The 18,808-nt window shown below is 39.7% G+C and carries 15 protein-coding genes; 8 read left to right on the plus strand and 7 right to left on the minus strand.

The features are described from left to right. Nucleotides 1-17 precede the first annotated feature (17 nt). Genes FAZ15_RS12085 through miaA form a run of 3 tightly spaced genes read left to right on the plus strand, consistent with a single transcriptional unit; the run spans nt 18 to nt 3,013 of the window. Nucleotides 18-1,448 (plus strand): CCA tRNA nucleotidyltransferase, encoded by a 1,431-nt coding sequence (locus FAZ15_RS12085; protein ID WP_136901668.1) that lies wholly within the window; start codon nt 18-20, stop codon nt 1,446-1,448. Nucleotides 1,449-1,500: 52 nt separating this feature from the next. After that, a complete protein-coding gene (locus tag FAZ15_RS12090) occupies nt 1,501-2,085 on the plus strand; it encodes an IS1096 element passenger TnpR family protein (RefSeq protein WP_136901558.1) in 585 nt (194 codons plus the stop codon). Beyond that, entirely contained in the window at nt 1,988-3,013 is a 1,026-nt protein-coding gene (miaA, locus tag FAZ15_RS12095; protein WP_262709297.1) for a tRNA (adenosine(37)-N6)-dimethylallyltransferase MiaA, read from the plus strand. Before FAZ15_RS12090 ends, miaA begins: the two co-directional genes overlap by 98 nt. A gap of 146 nt (nt 3,014-3,159) precedes the next feature. On the opposite strand, the gene FAZ15_RS12100 is transcribed toward miaA, so the two are convergent. Beyond that, nucleotides 3,160-4,227, minus strand: coding sequence for a branched-chain amino acid aminotransferase (locus tag FAZ15_RS12100; RefSeq protein WP_136901559.1), 1,068 nt, complete (start codon nt 4,225-4,227; stop codon nt 3,160-3,162). Nucleotides 4,228-4,547: 320 nt separating this feature from the next. Here FAZ15_RS12100 and FAZ15_RS12105 point away from each other — a divergent pair, with 320 nt between their 5' ends. Then, nucleotides 4,548-6,293, plus strand: coding sequence for an OmpA family protein (locus FAZ15_RS12105; protein ID WP_136901560.1), 1,746 nt, complete (start codon nt 4,548-4,550; stop codon nt 6,291-6,293). Nucleotides 6,294-6,448: 155 nt separating this feature from the next. Here the strand turns inward: FAZ15_RS12105 and FAZ15_RS12110 are convergent, their stop codons facing one another. Together FAZ15_RS12110 and FAZ15_RS12115 are read right to left on the minus strand one after the other, a co-directional pair. Continuing rightward, nucleotides 6,449-9,016 carry a CHAT domain-containing protein gene (locus FAZ15_RS12110; protein ID WP_136901561.1) on the minus strand — a complete coding sequence of 856 codons (2,568 nt, stop codon included), beginning with the start codon at nt 9,014-9,016 and terminating at the stop codon, nt 6,449-6,451. Between the two features lie 5 nt (nt 9,017-9,021). Next, nucleotides 9,022-11,028, minus strand: a complete 2,007-nt coding sequence (locus FAZ15_RS12115; protein ID WP_136901562.1) for a PKD domain-containing protein — start codon at nt 11,026-11,028, stop codon at nt 9,022-9,024. Between the two features lie 81 nt (nt 11,029-11,109). On the opposite strand from FAZ15_RS12115, the gene FAZ15_RS12120 reads away from it, so the two are divergent. Together FAZ15_RS12120 and FAZ15_RS12125 are read left to right on the plus strand one after the other, a co-directional pair. Continuing rightward, nucleotides 11,110-11,682 carry an RNA polymerase sigma factor gene (locus FAZ15_RS12120; protein WP_136901563.1) on the plus strand — a complete coding sequence of 191 codons (573 nt, stop codon included), beginning with the start codon at nt 11,110-11,112 and terminating at the stop codon, nt 11,680-11,682. Nucleotides 11,683-11,709: 27 nt separating this feature from the next. Then, nucleotides 11,710-12,429 (plus strand): tetratricopeptide repeat protein, encoded by a 720-nt coding sequence (locus tag FAZ15_RS12125; RefSeq protein WP_136901564.1) that lies wholly within the window; start codon nt 11,710-11,712, stop codon nt 12,427-12,429. Between the two features lie 4 nt (nt 12,430-12,433). Here FAZ15_RS12125 and FAZ15_RS12130 read toward each other — a convergent pair whose 3' ends face one another. The 3 genes from FAZ15_RS12130 to recJ all read right to left on the minus strand — a co-directional run bounded on the left by FAZ15_RS12130 (nt 12,434) and on the right by recJ (nt 16,678). Further along, complete coding sequence (locus FAZ15_RS12130; RefSeq protein WP_136901565.1) at nt 12,434-13,951, minus strand: GH3 auxin-responsive promoter family protein; 1,518 nt, start codon at nt 13,949-13,951, stop codon at nt 12,434-12,436. 24 nt (nt 13,952-13,975) lie between these two features. Further along, nucleotides 13,976-14,710 (minus strand): LPS export ABC transporter ATP-binding protein, encoded by a 735-nt coding sequence (gene lptB, locus FAZ15_RS12135; protein ID WP_136901566.1) that lies wholly within the window; start codon nt 14,708-14,710, stop codon nt 13,976-13,978. A gap of 267 nt (nt 14,711-14,977) precedes the next feature. Beyond that, entirely contained in the window at nt 14,978-16,678 is a 1,701-nt protein-coding gene (gene recJ / locus FAZ15_RS12140; RefSeq protein ID WP_136901567.1) for a single-stranded-DNA-specific exonuclease RecJ, read from the minus strand. Nucleotides 16,679-16,793: 115 nt separating this feature from the next. On the opposite strand from recJ, the gene FAZ15_RS12145 reads away from it, so the two are divergent. Beyond that, the gene (locus FAZ15_RS12145; RefSeq protein WP_136901568.1) at nt 16,794-17,576 is read left to right on the plus strand and encodes an MBL fold metallo-hydrolase; all 783 of its coding nucleotides are present in this window, start codon (nt 16,794-16,796) and stop codon (nt 17,574-17,576) included. Between the two features lie 21 nt (nt 17,577-17,597). On the opposite strand, the gene FAZ15_RS12150 is transcribed toward FAZ15_RS12145, so the two are convergent. Beyond that, nucleotides 17,598-18,167 (minus strand): YceI family protein, encoded by a 570-nt coding sequence (locus FAZ15_RS12150; RefSeq protein WP_136901569.1) that lies wholly within the window; start codon nt 18,165-18,167, stop codon nt 17,598-17,600. A gap of 155 nt (nt 18,168-18,322) precedes the next feature. Here FAZ15_RS12150 and FAZ15_RS12155 point away from each other — a divergent pair, with 155 nt between their 5' ends. After that, nucleotides 18,323-18,802: a cation:proton antiporter regulatory subunit gene (locus FAZ15_RS12155; RefSeq protein WP_136901570.1), complete on the plus strand. Its 480-nt coding sequence runs from the start codon at nt 18,323-18,325 to the stop codon at nt 18,800-18,802. Nucleotides 18,803-18,808 lie beyond the last annotated feature (6 nt).

The raw sequence follows: 18,808 nt of genomic DNA on the forward strand, positions 1-18,808 counted from the left end.
AATAAGTAATTTTGCAAATTATTAGACATTTACAACATCCTATATTTCCCATTATTAAAGAATTGGCAGAACACACAAAAACCGAATGCTACGTCATTGGGGGGTATGTGCGGGATCGTATTATGGAACGCCCATTCAAAAACGATGTAGACATTTTAGTTATAGGAAGCGGAATAGATTTTGCAAATGCATTAGGCGAAAAGTTGCGTACTAAGGTGGCTGTTTATAAATCTTTTGGTACCGCCATGTTGGTTTACGATGGACTGGACGTCGAATTTGTGGGGGCTCGAAAGGAATCTTATCGAAGGGAATCACGCAAACCTATTGTAGAGAACGGAACGTTGCAAGACGATCAGAACAGACGTGATTTTACCATTAATGCTATGGCATATTCGCTTAATGTCTATAACTATGGCGAATTGTTGGATCCGTTTAACGGCGTCGAGGACATTAAAAACTGCATTATTCGTACTCCTTTAGCACCGACAGAAACTTTTTCGGACGATCCGTTGCGTATGATGCGGGCAATCCGTTTTGCAACACAACTGAACTTTAAAATTGATATCCAGGCGATCCAATCCATTTCGGACACAAAGGATAGGATTAAAATCATTTCTAAAGAACGTATTACAGATGAATTGAATAAGATTATCTTGTCGAATAAACCATCAATGGGTTTTAAATATCTATTCGACACCGGATTATTAGCATTGATATTTCCAGCGATGTGTAATCTGCATGGTGTTGATGTAATTGATGGCAAAGGGCATAAGGATAACTTTTATCATACCTTGGAAGTACTAGATAATGTTGCCGAGAAGTCTGATGATCTATGGCTGAGATGGGCGGCTATTATGCACGATATCGCTAAACCGGCAACTAAACGATTTGATAAACGTATCGGATGGACATTCCACGGCCATGAAGATAAGGGTGCACGAATGGTTCCCAAACTTTTTGCCGAACTGAAATTACCCCTTAACGACAAGATGAAATTTGTGCAGAAATTGGTACAGTTGCACTTGCGGCCAATTGTATTAGCACAGGAGATTGTGACCGATTCTGCTGTTAGACGTTTACTTTTTGAAGCTGGGGATGATATAGAGGCGCTGATGCTGTTGTGTCATGCCGATGTGACGACGAAAAATGAATTTAAAAAGAAAAAATATAGAGATAATTTTGAGCTGGTAAAACAGAAGCTCAAAGACGTAGAAGAACGTGATCAGATCCGTAATTGGCAACCCCCGGTGACTGGTGAAGATATCATGGAAGTTTTTGGATTAGGGCCGGGCAAGGTGGTCGGTATCATCAAGAATGCTATTCGCGAGGCGATTCTGGAAGGAGATATTCCAAATAATCGAGAGGCAGCATATCATTTTATGGTAAGTCGTGGGAAAGATTTAAATTTAGAACCAAAACGTACTTTGTCTTTAGAGACTTCAAAATAATTTTTATTTTTATACGGCGATTGAGCGTGAGCTTAAAAACGAGACTTATAATATGGCAATTTATAGATTTAGAGTAACTTTTGAAGATTATGAAGATATATATCGCGACATTGATATGCCTTCAAAGAGCACCTTCTTAGAATTACATCAAGAAATTCATAAGAGCACAGGTTATCCTGTAGATGCATCATCTTCATTCTACGTAAGTAATGACCAATGGAAGAAAGGCACTGAGGTTGCTCTACAACCTTCTGCACGTAAAATAAATGATGGCGTATTGCTGATGGAAAATATCCGTTTGAGTAAGTTTATAGATGATCCCCATCAAAAGTTTTATTATATCTATAATTTCGACCGTCCCTACGATTTTCATGTGGAGCTCATTAAAATTCTGAAAGAAGAAGATGGTAAAGAATACCCGGCTTTATTTAAAGTTGTCGGTCAGGCTCCTCGGAATCTAGCAGCGGCCAATTTCCCTGTGACAGATACGGTCGATGATGAAGAGGACGAAGATGATATTGATGCAGTAACCGAAGAGTATGGTGTTGACGAAGAGGATGATTTTGATGTTGTCGACGATGAAGAGGGTGGAGAAGAGGAGTCTTCGCGCGAGTTTGGAGGAGAAGATAGTTATTAATGCACGCAATACAATAGTCAAAAAGACCCTTGTCGTAGTGGTTGGTCCTACCGCAGTAGGAAAAACTGCTATGGCTATTTCCTTAGCGCAGCATTTCAGCACCGAAATTATTTCCGCGGATTCACGCCAATTTTATCGAGAGATGTATATTGGTACAGCAAAACCTGACTTGGAAGAACTTGCTGCGGCCCCCCATCACTTTATCGATTCCCATTCCATAGAGCAAGAATATTCTGCAGGAGATTTCGAACGCGATGCGTTGGCATTACTGGAAGGATTGTTTAAAAAGCACGATATCGTTATTATGGTCGGCGGGTCGGGGCTATTTGTGAGGGCAGTTTGTGAAGGACTTGATAACCTACCCAAGGCTCCGGAGGGTATTCGGGATCAACTTAATAAAGACTTTGAGCAACATGGGCTTGAACTTTTGAAGGAACGTCTTTTAGCAATAGATCCTGACTATTACGCTGTAGCGGATATTGATAATCCCCAACGTGTGATTAGAGCACTGGAGGTTTACGAGACAACGGGACTACCTATGTCTTCTTATCAGAAGAAAGCCGCTCCTCAAAGACCATTTGATATCGTTACTATCGGCCTCAACATCGAAAGGGAGAAGTTATATAAGCGCATCAATATGCGCGTGGATAGAATGATGGAAATGGGTTTGCTAGAAGAAGTGAAATCGCTGAAACCGTATCGGAATAAGCCAGCTTTACTTACGGTAGGCTATGCCGAGTTATTTGATTACCTGGACGAAAAATATACGCTGGAGGAAGCCGTAGATAAAATAAAACAAAATTCGCGTCGCTATGCTAAGCGCCAGATTACCTGGTTTAAGAAATATGGTAATACCATCTGGTTTGAACCGAATGACAAAGATAAAATAGTAGCTTATCTTAATAGAACTAATCCAACCTGTCTTTAATACCACTAAAATAAATAAAGGTGCGAAGTAAAGATCTTATTCTGTATTTTTATATAATATGGTTAATTAAAGATAGCAATTACAACAAAAAATCCCAAACAGAATAAACTGCTTGGGATTTAGCTTATTATAGTCAACGTGAACAATTAAACAATATAATTCCAGCCGAATGGATCTTCAATTTTTCCATAACGTAGATCATTTAAATAGCTCAATACTTTGTTGGAGAATTCGCGGCCTTCTACCGGCGGCAGAGTGTAATCCCGCCCCTCGAATCCGATACGTGAAATATGCGTAATAGTGGCAGCAGTACCGGCAGCAAAGGCTTCGGATACGGTTCCGTTTTCGATACCGTCAATTAGCTCTTGTACCGATACCTTGCGTTGTTCTGCCTTATAGCCCCACTTTTCAGCTAATTCCATAATGGTACGACGTGTAACGCCATGCAAGATGGTATCTCCGTGTGGAGTGATGATGGTATCTCCGATACGGAATATAAGGTTTGCTGTACCCGCTTCTTCAATGTATCTATGCTCATTTGCATCAGTCCACATAATTTGATCGTATCCCTCATCGTTAGCCAATTTGGTAGGATATAGGGATAATGCATAATTACCCGCGTTTTTGGAAAAACCAACTCCACCCTCTGCAGCACGCGTATAATGGGTTTCTACTTTTAAGCTGATAGGTTTACTATAGTAAGCTCCTACAGGGCATGTAATGATAATGAATTTATACGATATAGAAGGATGAACACCCAATGCCGCTTCCGTAGCAAACATGAAAGGGCGGATATATAATGAAGTCCCTTCTTTAGACGGTACCCAATTTCTGTCTACATCCAATAATTTTTTCAATCCTCCTAAGAAAATTTCTTCAGGCACTTCAGGCATTTGTAAGCGTGAAGCTGATTTGTTAAAACGTTCCCAATTTTTCTCTGGACGGAAGATGCTCACTGTACCATCTGCAAATTTATATCCTTTAATCCCCTCAAAGATAGCCTGCCCATAATGCAGTGCCGACATAGACGGATTGACCGTTAAATCCCCATAAGGTAGAATGCTGACGTCTATCCATTCACCGTCATTGTATTCAGCGACCAGCATGTGGTCTGACATGATTTTTCCGAATACTAAATTGTTAAAATCTACCTGCGAGAGTCTTGATTGTTGCGTTGGCTCTACGCGAATTGAAAGTTGTTCTGTCGCGCTCATTTCTATTCTAGTTATAAAGTACGCAATTTATGAAAAAGATTAATAGGTGACACATTCTATTTGCTGATTTTTTCGGAAAGTGCCTATAATTATTCAATTGCTCTCAGGAACCTTCATGAAATTTTCGATACCGTTGATATCACAGGTGGACATGAAGGTTTTTTTAATTCCGGGGGTAACAATTTTGAATCGCCCTTGATATACCAATAAGTCTGACAGAATTAAGAACCAGATGTTCCCTGTTTAGATCGGGATAGCTCGCTGATTTTGCAAGACTGAAATACAGATAAACAGGAATCAAAAACTTAAAATTAAAAGGTATGAAAAGAATTTTACTCGCTTTAATGTTAATTGGATTTACAATTTTAGCACATGCACAGGACAATCGTTCCAAGGGTGATCTGCAAATAGGTATACAAGGGGGTGCTAGTATTCCCATTGGAACATACAAATCAGTAGGTGAAGCCAAACTAGGCTACTTTTCTGGTTTTTTTCTCGACAAATATTTTAATGGTAGCACATTCGGTCTAGGTTTGGATGCACGTTATTTATCACATAGTGCTGTTAAGCAAGATACCCTGTTTTTTACGAATGGCTATCTGAACACAGACTATAAAAAGAATAAATTTGTCAATTATTTTATAGGGATAGGACCTACCTATAAATATGAAAAGAATCGCTTTCAACTTGAAGCTTATATAAAAGGGGGCGTCATGCTGCAGCATTTTCCGGAATACAGTCGATCGCTCTATTACGAAGATGCTATGTTATTTCCATTTACCATGGATATCAAAGCGACAGTTAATGATTCGACGAATAAAGCAATGACCTGGGCCGGGGTCGGGGGATTGCGGTTTAATTACAAGTTGAACCCGCACGTTGCACTCTTCGCCAATGTGGACTATTTACAATCTTTCGGTTCTAAGTTTGCAGGCAAAAACAGTCAGTTTGCTGTAGAAGAGCATGTTGAACATAATCCCATTGTTGCAGGTACAGCCGTCAAAAATTTCCTAGACCATTACGAAGAACGGAAAGTAATGACGTCTACGCTGCACCAAAGTGTGAATTTGGGTATAGGGATAAAATACATTTTTGGAACAAAGGCGACACCCAAAATTGCAGAACCCGTTCAGCATTATGACGATCTCGTAAAAGGAGTAGATAAAGGACTTCAGATTGTGGTGAAGGATAAACAGACCAACCTGGCATTGAGTGGTGTGACGGTATCTGTGAAAGGGTCAAACGTGGAAGAAAGGTCAATAAGCGACGCACATGGTCAGGCAGAACGTATCTCCACAATAATCCCGGGAAGATATGAAATAATAGGGGAGAAGAACGGTATCAAAACGCCATTGCTCACGTTAACGGAAGAAGATTTTAAGACTCCCGCCAGCATCCTATTCAAAGAGATTTATCACGATGACCCACGCTTCACATTAATTGGTGAAACATTTGATTGTGCGCTCGAAAAAAATACTGCAGGAGTCAATACCGTGTTGACCAACAACAACTCAAAAATAAATGTGTCTCAAACATCGGATGGCGAGGGTAAATTTATCTATCAGCTGGAGCAAAATGGAGAGTTCTCTCTTGTAGCAAATCAAGCCGGAAAATACTCACAGACAGAAATCGTGAGCACAAAAGGTTTAGATCGCAGTCAAACGCTCTATGTGACGTTGAAGTTAGGTGTCTGTGATCTGATAGCCGGTGGCGAATGGGTGTTAAAGAATATTCACTACGATTTTGATAAGAGTAATATCCGTCCGGATGCTGCAATTATTCTCGATAATGTCGTTTCTATACTGCAACAAAATCCGACATTACGTATTGAGTTGTCATCGCATACCGATAGTAGAGGCAATGATGAATACAATCAAAAGCTATCTCAACGAAGAGCTGAATCTGCAGTACAATATCTAATTAGCCACGGAATTGCAAAAGACAGGTTGGTGGCAAAAGGATACGGAGAAAGTAAGTTGATAAATCATTGCGGTAATAATGTGAATTGTTCTGAAGAAATGCATGAACAAAACAGGAGGACTGAAATAAAAATATTGGCGCTATAGTAGCGAATTTTGACTATTAACGTATTATACTAACCAACTAAATGATATACTATTATGAAAGATGCTAAATATATCGTAAGATCAAAGAAAAAACCACAGGGATTGATCAAATTTATTATCGGATATTTTATTTTCCTCTATAAAATATCCCGTCCCTAGGATTTTGATCTTATACACCCCAAAAAAAGTAGCATAATTAGAGATATCGCTATTATACTAGAATAAAAGAATAGGTTTGAAGATTTCTTCAAGCCTATTTCATTGTTTACTCCGGCATAGTTGATATTTGCCCAATACCAGGGATTCGCTTGTTTGTCGGAAGCAGTAATCAAAAAGTTTCTTTTAGCCTCTCCCAGTGCCTCCATCGGAAAACGGGTGTTATATAATTGTTCGTAAAAAGAGGCCGTAAGGAATAACATCATTTCATCATTTGCGAACCAGTAGGTGGAAATGACAGACGGAACACCTCGACTCAAAAATACCCGATGTATGCTCTCTGTTCCTTCCGAAGGTAACGGCTTTCCTGTTCCGGTGTTGCAGGCAGACAGAAAAACCAATGGCGTATTCATTTCATAGTACGAGAGTTGATTGGTCGAAACCTGATTTTTAAGATAGATATATGGATCTTTATCTGCTTCCAAGATCGCATGTGCTGCGATATGAATAACATTTAGGGAAGAGAATTCTTCGGATAATACCGAATCATGCTGCCTCTGGGGGTCTATTATCTGGGATTGAAATTTATCGGCTATATTTTTCACCTCTTCTTTTACGAAATGGAGACTCGGTAACGGATCCTGATATTCCGACTGATGTAAGATGGAAATGGGTGTAGATAAAACCCTATTGTTGGGAAGAATATCAAAAAGCAAGAAAGAGTTGAGATAAGAAAAATTATGGCTTTTGATTAGAAAATCGGAATCCCATAACGCATCAAAGGGAAGCCCATGAAACACACCGTCTAACGATAGGAAAATATTAGGCTTAGCGTGTGCGATATCCGGGAGAAGATATTGCGCAATGTTATGCGCGGCTGTTTTGTAATTAGCTGGAGATAAATTATAGACGTTCGGTGTGTTGCCAAAATACGATTTTTTGAATTCTTCAATTGTGGTAATTAAGTTTTTATCATTCAGTTTTTTGTAGATAGTTTTCTTATTTAACAGGCCTAAAATTGTGATACTACTGTCTTGGTGAATAAAATAGCTATAGTAATCGGCATCTTGGTTCCGGAGTTTTTCCATAAACTCATGCCGAAGGGACGGTGGACTTATTTTTTCGAAATAGTTTTCCGAGAGCTGAAACTCAAATAATAAGTTTTTTATCCGTTTTTCCAGTCTTTCTCGCTGGCTGTTGTCTTCGAGCTGAGCGAGGTCTTGATACGATGTGCGGATAATCTGGATAGCCTGCTGTAGTTGCAGATCTTGTGAATCCCATTTCTCCGAACGGTTAATCTCGGTGATCAGCATTCTGGCTTTACCCAGTTCTATGCACCATAACATTCTTGCTTGTATAGCGCTGTCATTTGGTTGTATTTCCAGTTTCCGCTCACAAATAGCAATTGCACTTTCGATAAGATTCTTGTGCCAAATGTTATTTTTTAATTGATTCTCTTTGCTAACAATAAGCTGTTGTGTACGGTAGTCGTTTTCTATTGCCCATTGATAGTAATCGATAGCCGAATCTAGTTCGTTGAGGTTAGCGTAGCAATCTCCAATTTTACCTAACGCTTGTGTATAGGTATAATCTAACTGATATTTATCGGTGGTAGAGAAATAGGATAATACGTTTTTATATTCGCTAAGCGCTTTGTTGGATTCGCTGCGTGTGTAGTAAATAGTAGCGAGTTCAAGTTGTAGCTTGGCCTTTTCTCTTAATTTGTGGGTAGGAAAAGTTTTCTCCAATAGTTTTAAGGATGTTTTTATAGGCTGTTCAAGCGATGATAAGCGACCGGTCATGCTGAGTGCATTGGTATACCATAAAATGGAATCGCCCGTCAATGCCATCTTCTCAAATTCCGCCAAGGCTTTTTGATTGTACATTTTACAGCTATCGATCTTATCCTCGCTCCAGTATATGGAAGTTAATGTGTTATATAATAAAGGCTTTAAAGAAGTGCCGGATTGTAAGCCATTTAGGATAACAGACTTTGCTTTTGAGGGATTGTTATCATAAATGTATGCATTGGCCAGGTTGTTGGTAAAGGAACTTAAATTTTGCGCTGTTTTGACGGTGCTGATGGCCTGTTCCAAAAGAGAAATAGCTTTTTTATTATCATCAATGCGTATATATAGATTCGCCAGCGGCATAATGATATCGTTGTCGATATCCACATCTGTCAATGCATAGGTCTTCGTAGCTTGCAGTGCTTTTTCATAATACTTAATACTGTGGAGGATATCGGCATGATCCCGCAGCTGATACCCCATATTAGAAAGTGTATATACATATAATTCCCGCTGATATGGCGTCCTAGGACTGTTCGGGATAGTGTTGTAAAACGAATCGGGATGATGAATGAATTTTTCAGGCTGCCCCTCCGCAATATCGGCTATTTGCTCGAATACTTCATCGGTATGGATTACTTCACCGGTATCAGACCCGATTTTACTGCTGATAACAAGATCCAGAGGCTCTGCCTTTGCACTATCGTCGGGGTTCTGTTTGGGCGTGCACGCTCCCACCGATAATAAAAAGCATATACCAACTTTTGTCCATTTCATTGCTGTTAAAACCTCCAGATCCCATAAATACCGGCACTCGCTTTTTGATGGACGTCGTATGCTACCCGAATGCCGAGAGCCGGACCGAGATACACCCGGCCAACATTGATATCCCAAAATGGATTAATCTTGATCGGACTCATCTTATCTTTTTCGACCTCCTGCGGAAGGGTGATCTGGAAATTTACTCCATTAGCATTTTCCGTATCGTAGGTAATTGATTCTTGATGCTTGAGATTGAAGTCGGCACGAAGGCTGACTCCCGCCCCGGTCGAGAGGAAGCTGTTGATATTAAATCGGATTTGTACAGGTACCTGTACCGTCATAAAATCCTTTTTGCTATTTATCGTGTACGAATTATATTTGGCCTCGGTATTCCTTCCGTTTTCATCGATGTACTGAATGACACCTTCGGCAGCGGTTAAAGGGTGCGTGGCCTCTTCTTTAAAAGTGGAGGTGTACAGCTCGGCCTGCCAATACGGTTTTCGGTAGGGGGCTATTGGTGCTATTCCTACCCCGAATTGAACCCCGGGTTTAAACTTGTATTGAATATCATTATTTGTAGGTGTGCCGAATGTACTGCTTGCTCCAAGGGTTACCAGTGGGGAAAACACCTTTCGGAAGCGAGACGTCGCATTGTTCGTTTTAATCGGCGGATTTTTGTCAAAATATATATTTGTGTAGGATTTAAAGGCTTTGTTTTTTAATTTTTTATCCGTTTGTACTGTAAATAAAATAAAGCCTTTGGTGCTGTCCTGATCTGTAATATCCGGCGCACCCGTGCCAGGCAGCGAAATATCCTTAAAATGAAAGGTCAAGGTGCCATCTTCTTTAATGTCATATTGATAGCATCCCCGCATATCCGCTGTTAAACAGGAGTCGCATTGTGGATACAGAGCCTGCAATCTAAAGGTCTTTAGATCTACTTCCCCAGGTAAGAACATCTCCAGACGTATGTTCTTGGCATCACCTTCGCCATCATTTTGAAATTGTACTTTGTAAGTTAATTCCTTATTCTTCTTTTGAAAGCGATAATTCATGCGTGCTGGCCGGATAGACATTTTGTTTGGGTCATGTGATTTTACTACGGGTACATCCATCTGATGCACGTTTGCAATTCCATCCTCCGGTATAAAAACACCGGTAATCGTCACAATGGCATTGGTGTCTACCAGCATATCTTCGGTGATATCCAGGTTTATAAGCGTGAATTGTGTTTCACTTTGGCTTCCGTCAATTTCATATGTCGCTAAGCTATTATATGCCGTATGCAAATCAGAAAAATAAGCTATTGCTTCATTCGGCGACACGAAAGCCCTCTCTTCTTTGATTCCGTAATCCGGACTTCCTGTTTTTGTAAATGTGGATTGTTTTACATTCGCCCAAAGGCTGTTTATTTCCTTATGCTGCAGTGCACTGTCTGTTTTTTCATTGTAATAATTGCTTTGTCCAGCTAAAACAAAACCATCCAAACCCGCTACTTTTTCATTGGTGAGAAGAAGTACCTTTCCTTTTTTGCCATTCGTATTTACACCCGCTACCACTGCCATATCCTCTCCGGGTTTGGCATCTGAATTTTTAAATAGCTGGAATATGCCATTGGATGTAAAGAAACTTTCTTCGAAAGGGGAGGGCGAGGCTTCCAAAGATGCTAGAGCCGAATTAACAGTCACTTTTTTCTTTGGTCTTTTTGGTTTTCTCCCATCATCATAGTTGTTTACCGCATATACGGTAACTTCGTAATCCCCGGCTTTTTGATATTGGTGGATAGGCTCTGCCGCAGTACTGAAATGCCCGTCTCCGAAGTCCCAAAGATAAGTGTAGAACGGAGCTCTGCCCCCCGGAACCTGTACAAGTGGGCGTAGCTCCGATTTAAAGGCTATTTTATGGTCTACAATTTGGGTATGAATAACGCTAACGAAGGTGTCTTGTTCGACCAACGATGAATCAATTTGAGCCCCAGCGATATAAGGGATTAAAAATAGATATAGAACAGTAAACCAAATTTTCATAATTCGTAGGCTAATTAAGTATCTAAAATAACTAAAATAATCTAATTATGTTTATTTTTACTGAAGATAAGCCAATTGACAATGCATGTAGATCAACGATATCTTGCCTATTTGAAAAATAATGATAGAATGGGCATCGATAAAATATATAAAAACTATGCAAAAAAGATAGTTGCCATGATTGTGTACAATAGTGGTACGGAAGATGACGGTTATGATATTTTGCAAGAAGCTTTGGTCGATATATACTATATGGTTAAAGATAAAGATTTCCAGCTCACCACTTCGTTCGAAAATTTTTTATTGATGGTTTGTAAGCGCAAATGGCTGAACGCTCTGAAGAAAAAGCAGCAGATACAGGTAACAAAATCAACAGAAGACTTATTCCATATTGAGGATGAATCAGCAAAGGAAATAGCGGAGTCTGTCCAACAGGTTGAAAAGGAAAATACGGTGATGCAGCTATTGGATACCCTAGGTGAGCGATGTCAGGAGATTATTCGACGTTGTATGACCGAAAAACATCAGGAACAGATTGCGGAGTCCCTTGGTATTACGTACGCTTATCTTCGTAAGAAAAAAAGTGAATGTATGGCGAACCTGATATCCAAGGTTAAGGCACACCCTTACTTTAATGGGGATGTAGATTTTTAAGATAATTGGTTGATTTTAATGAACTAGATGATGAAAACGAGCGAAGAAAAAATTCAGGATTATATAGACGGACTCTTACAAGGGGAAGAATTACTTGCTTTTGAACAAGAACTTGCTACTGATCTGCAACTGAGAGAACAGCTTAATTTGCACCGGGAGGTTCAATCGATTCTCGCACGCAGAATGAATAGCGGTGAAGATGAACTGCGCACCAATCTTCATGAGGCAGCACATGCTAATAGGCATTCGGAGAGCGACAATAAATCAAAATCGCTGTATAGAATTCTAGTTCCTATATTGGCTGCCGCTTGTATATTGGTCGTTATTAAATTTTCCCTGTCCACATCATCTACACTTTATCAACTTCCGATAATGGAATCTGAAATTGTAAGGGGATCGGGGGAAGCTGGAAAATATGAAGATGCGGTGATATATTTTAATAATCAATCTTTTAGCGAGGCAAGGGATATTTTGAATCAACTTATAAATAGTGATTCGTTAAATGTTCAATATAAGTATTACCATGCGCTGACTTATTATGGAGAAGAAAACTGGAGTGAATCAATTGCTGAATTGGAAACTATTGCTGATGGCGAGTCGGTATTCGCAAGGGAAGCCACTTACTATTTAGCGGTGGCGTATAGCAAAGAAAATAAAAACGAGAAAGCCATTTTATTACTGCAACAGATTAAGTCAGATGATGAATTGGGAAGGAAGGCTAACAAATTACTGAAAGATATGCAATAGAAAGCTAGGAGCTTTTAATAATTTGTAGTAATGGATCTAAATATTCTCTGCTGTTAGCAAGACGAGGGACTTTATTTTGCCCGCCTAACTTGCCACGAGATTTCATCCATGTGTAGAAAGTATCTCCCGGAGCATTATGAACTAGCGGTGATTTTAATGCCATATTTTTATACCTTTTGGCATCGTAGTCGGAATTAATTTCACGTAGGGTACTGTCCAGAATTTCGCAGAATTGATTAAAATCATTCGGTTGTCTGTCAAATTCGATGATCCACTCGTGCGCGCCAGCTTCTGCCTCTTTAAAATAAACAGGTCCGGCAGTATAGTCTTTCACACAGGCGCCAGTTGCTGCACAAGCTGCTTGTAATGCATGTTCGGCATTGTCTACAATTACTTCTTCCCCAAAGGTGTTGATGTATTGTTTTGTGCGGCCTGATATTTGGAAGCGATATGGGTGTAAAGATGTGAACTTGATGGTATCCCCAATTTTATAACGCCATAATCCGGCATTTGTGGAAATAATCAACGCGTAATTTTGACCTATTTCGACCGCATCCAGCTTTAATGTTTGGGGATCTTCATCGTCGAGATGCTCTACGGGTAGAAACTCATAGTAAATGCCGTAATCCAGCATTAATAACAAATCATCCGAGTCAGATTGGTCTTGAATACCGAAATATCCCTCGGATGCATTGTAATTTTCAAGATAATACATCTCAGTAGAAGGGATAAGTGCTTTAAACTGTTCTCTATACGGTTTGAAGCTCACGCCGCCATGTCCATAAAACTCGAGGTTGGGCCATATTTCCAATAGATTGCTTTTTCCGGTAATATCGAGGATACGCTTTGCCATGACAATGTTCCAAGTGGGAACACCTGCTAAACTGGTAACATCTTCTTGGATCGTAATCTGCGCGATCTGCTCGATTTTTTCTTCGAAATTCGGATTTAATGTTACTTCTAATTGTGGCGTTCGTTTGAATTCGGCCCAAGAGGGTAGGTTGCGGATTAATATGGACGACAGATCACCATAATATGAATCTGGACTAAAATTGTTGATTTGTGATGATCCACCAATAACAACTGTTTTTCCTGTAAATAATTTATTTTCAGGTCTGTTGTGGCAATATATCGAAAGCATATCTTTCCCGCCCTGATAATGGCATTCTTCCAATGCTTCCATACTGACTGGAATAAATTTACTTCTATCGGACGTGGTGCCCGATGATTTCGCAAACCATTTAATGTCCGAAGGCCAAAGGATATTCTGCTCTCCTTTTATCATCCGGTCTACATATACCTTGATATCGTCATAGTCCTGAATGGGTACACGTCGTTTAAACTCTTCTGGGGTGAAAATACTCTTATAGTCGTATTTTTTTCCCCATTCAGTTGCTTCTGCAGTCGATATTAAACTTTGAAACCATTCTTCCTGTACATCGTGAGGATACTTCATGAAAAGCTCTATCTGATGAATGCGCTTTTTCATAATCCATGTGAACAGCGAATTTAGTATGGCCATAGGTAATATCGATTCAAAAAATAATTATAGTTTTTTCCGGCGTAGGACGAAATTTTGACCGAGATAAAATTTACGTGCCAATTCACTGTCTGCAATTTCTTCGGGAGTACCCGTAAGCATGATTTTCCCTTCTGTCAGCAAATAAGCCCTATCGGTAATAGATAAGGTTTCCTGCACATTGTGGTCGGTAATCAATACCCCGATGTTCTTTGCTTTTAATTTAGCAACGATGGTTTGGATCTCTTCTACCGCTATTGGATCGACGCCTGCAAAGGGTTCATCTAATAATATAAAATGAGGGTTAGCACCGAGTGCTCGTGCGATTTCAGTACGACGACGCTCGCCTCCCGAAAGAAGGTCTCCACGATTTTTGCGTACCCGGTGTAGGCTGAATTCTGTCAACAATTCTTCTAGCTTCGCTAATCGTTCTTCTTTATTGGGGTAATGTATTTCCAGCACAGCGAGAATATTGTTTTCAACGGATAATTTTCGAAAAACTGAAGCTTCTTGCGCTAGATATCCTATACCCTTTTGGGCACGTTGGTACATGGCGTCCTTGGTAATCTCCTCATCGTCTAAATATACATGTCCGTCATTGGGTTTGATCAATCCAACGATCATGTAGAACGATGTCGTTTTTCCGGCTCCGTTAGGACCAAGGAGGCCCACAATCTCACCTTGCTCCACATGAAAAGATACATCATTCACAACCGTACGTTGCTTGTATTTTTTAATAAGATGTTGTGCTTTAAGTATCATCTATTGTTTTCCACTTTGAATACAAACTTAGCAAAGATTTCTATCATAGTGAAATCTTTGCAATTTACCTTCGGTGAGCTCGCAAGCTCGGTTCTCGTCCACCTTTGAAAAAGAAGTCGCCCTTGCGCCGGCAAAGAGGTATATAAAAATTGATTAAAAAAACGCTTCTTTTATGATCACCCCTTACGCTTTAAAAAACCAAACGACGTTAAGAAAGAAACTTAGCCTGATATGCATTGAAGATGCCCATGTGAATTTTGGATGATGTTAATATCGGATAGATTTGATATTTAATTGCAAGTTCTTCTTTCCTCTCCAGTTATTTTCGTCTACAGCGTAGCAAATATCAAATGGTTTACCGCTGTTAATGTGATCAATATGATCTGCTAATCCAAATCCAATACATTCAAAATTGGGTGAGCCTTCCTGATAAACAGCCATCTTAATATGATTGTTTCCGACAACATAGGCCGGACCAATGGCTTTCACATTTGTGGATAGGAATATAGGCGAATCATTTTGAGGCCCAAACGGCTCGAATTGTTTTAGGATACGGTAAAACCTACTCTCGATTTCATTTAACACAATTTCCAGTTCAATTAAAACCTCTTGTTGCAGCATTTCCGGTTTTATGGTTTTCTGAACGACCTCTTCAAATGTTTTTTGGAAAAGTGGGATATTTTCTTCTCTCATCGTCAATCCGGCAGCATATTTATGTCCTCCGAATTGTTCTAAGAGATGGCTGCATTCGCTGAGGGCCTCGTATAGATCAAATCCTAAAACCGAGCGGGCTGAACCTGCGATATGTCCGTTGGTCCGCGTTAAAACAACGGTCGGACGATAATATTTTTCGGTCAGCCGAGAAGCAACGATACCGATAACGCCCTTATGCCAATCGGATTTATATAAAACCGTTGATTTACGGGATTGATTTACTTCACAGTTATCAATAATAGCCAGCGCTTCTTCCGTAATTTTAAGATCAAAGTCTTTGCGGATGTTGTTTTGATCGTCTACAGCAACGGAATAATTTACCGCTTCTTCAACCGATTTTGAGATCAACAAATTCACGGCGTCCTTTGCATGGTCAATACGCCCGGCGGCATTTATTCTCGGTCCTATCTGAAATACAATATCGTTGACGGTAAATATCCCAGTACGATTTGTCGATAACTTGACTAAAGCTTGAAGACCCACACATGGGTTGGAGTTCAATTTTTTAAGACCGAAATGAGTTAAGATTCGGTTTTCTCCTGTAATGGGTACAATATCCGAAGCAATACTAACAGCGACCAAGTCCAGGTACTGATAGGCTTGTTCCATATCCATCCCGTTTTTTTTGATAAACGCTTGGATAATTTTGAATCCAATGCCACAACCTGATAATTCTTTATAAGGGTACGGGCAATCTAACCTTTTTGGATCCAAAACTGCTACTGCATTTGGAATCGTATCTGCCGGCAAGTGATGGTCACCTATGATAAAATCAACACCTTTACTATTTGCATAGTCGATTTTATCCAATGCTTTAATCCCACAATCCAGTGCTATGATCAATGAGAAATCATTCGTAGCTGCATAATCGATTCCTTGCACAGAAATACCATACCCTTCACTGTAGCGATCGGGAATGTAAAACTCTATACGACTGTGAAATGTTCTGAAAAAACTATATACTACAGATACTGCAGTGGTGCCATCTACATCATAATCCCCATAAATAAGAATCTTTTCATTATTGCCTATGGCTTTTTCAATGCGGGTGATGGCGAGGTCCATATCCTTCATTAAGAACGGATCGTGTAATGCCTCTAGTGTAGGTCTAAAAAATGTACGTGCTTGTTCGAAAGTTTCAATACTACGGTTTAGCAATAGCTTGGTGATAAGGGGACTGACCCCCAATTCATCTCGTAATTTTTCAATTTTGCTGACATCATTATTAGATTTTAGTACCCACCTTTTTTGCATATCTTTGCACACTATTTACATGTAAATATACATTTTATAGCCTTAGCTACCTAATGTAGCAGCGGCGTATTTAAAGTTGTTTGGTGTAACTATCATATTTACAATATAATAAAAGATGATACAGGCACATTCCTTATTTGAGGGGTCTTTTTCAGTAGATGCCTCCAAAAAATTTGTTCCATTTGATCCTGCAAAAGACGATGTCAAAGACAGACCGGGATCCTTGTTTATACACGTTCATCCCTTTTTAATTGAGTCGAATCACGGACTGCTATTGTGCGACGCCGGCTTAGGCGAACGTACCGATGAAGATGAACTGGTGATTCATGACAATATTCGAAAATTGGGATTTGAACCAGCGGACGTCAGATATGTCTTAATGTCACATCTACACAAGGACCATACCGGCGGTATGGTGGATTTTAGAAATGGTGTAGGCCGGGTGGCTTTTCCCGAGGCGGAGTATATTATCCAACGTGGCGAGTGGGAGAATGCCTATAGCTCAGAATCTGCTTCCTATCGTACCGAAGTTTTCGATGTATTACAGCGTAGTGGTAACCTTACCTTAGTAGAAGGAGAAGGTGTGCTGAATAAGGAGATCAGGTATCTGGTGAATGGTGCTCATACGGAGTTCCATCAGGCTTTTCATATTGAAACGGGAGGTGAGCATTTCTTTTTCGGGGGAGATGTCCTTCCTGAACCGGAAGAAATTTTCCGAAATTTCATCGCGAAGTATGATTTAGACGGACGACTAGCACGTGATTTACGTCAGCAATATTGGGAGGAAGGAAGGACCGAAGGCTGGGTTTATTTATTTTATCATTCTAAAAGTATAGCCATCGGAAGACCTGAACTTAAGGATGATGGAACGTATCGAATTATTGATGCTACAAAATAAAAAAAGGCCACGGCCCTTTTTTTATTTTGTAGCTACTAGAGATATTTCTAGTGTAAATTCATCTTCAATTGCCCTATTCCCTAGATCAGCAAAGAAACTACTTGATCGATATTTGATGTCATAATCCAAGCGGTTTACCTTTACGGTTGCTTTTGCTTCTACTTTAGCGCCATCTGCAGATAGCGTAGCCGGAAAAGAGATGTCTTTTGTAATTCCTTTAATCGTTAATTTACCTGTTATAATGGGATCTTTTTTCGTGTGATCTATTTTTGTGATGACAAATACTGAAGTTGGAAATTTCTCGACATTGAAGAAGTCTTCATTTTTCAAATGTCCCGTTAATCGTTCAGCATCTGTACATTTAAGGGAAAGCATATCAATTACAAAACTACCCCCTGTAACTTTATTGCCAGACACATTTACTGTTCCTTCCTTGATATTGATCGTCCCTTCGTGACCGCCAACGACCTTCTTGGCCACCCATTTAATACTCGATTTCGTCTTATCAACTGTATATGTCGCAGTTGATTGCGCAGTTGCCATGGAAACGATACAGCAAAATAGTATTATCACTAATCCAATTTTTTTCATTGGTTTGTTTGTTTAAGTAAGGATCAAAGATAGCTAATCAAAATTGTATTCTCCATGCCTTATGCACGTTACATTTAATTTTTTGTAGCTTTGTTCTTATGGTATTGGATAAATCCCATGGTAATTAAAACGTTATTCCTATTAATTGTTAAGTTATGTCTATCGTAAGAGAGTCTGACCTCATTGGCATTGGCAAGAAGTATCAAATTGAAACTGAAGCTGGAGACCATATGGTTGTTGTAATTCATGATGACGGTCGTCGAGAACTGTACCGTCATGATGATGAAGAAAGTGAAACACACTGTGTTATGACCTTGTCGGATGAAGAATCCCGTCAGGTTGCTGGTATTTTAGGCGGATTATCTTATAAGCCAAAAGCACTCGAAACTATTGAAGTTGCATTAGACGATTTGCGTATTGAATGGTATAAAGTTGAAAAATCTAATGATGGTGTGAATAAAAGCATCGGTCAATTGGAAGTTCGGCAACGTACTGGTGCTTCGATCATTGCAGCTATTCGTGAGGATGAGACTATTATCAATCCAGGTCCGGATTATGTTATCGTGCCTGGTACGACGTTAGTAATAGCGGGTAAACAAAAGAATATTAAACTGTTAAAAGAAATATTGCTGTAGAATATA

Source organism: Sphingobacterium olei, assembly GCF_005048855.1.
In the GTDB taxonomy this organism is placed as follows: domain Bacteria; phylum Bacteroidota; class Bacteroidia; order Sphingobacteriales; family Sphingobacteriaceae; genus Sphingobacterium; species Sphingobacterium olei.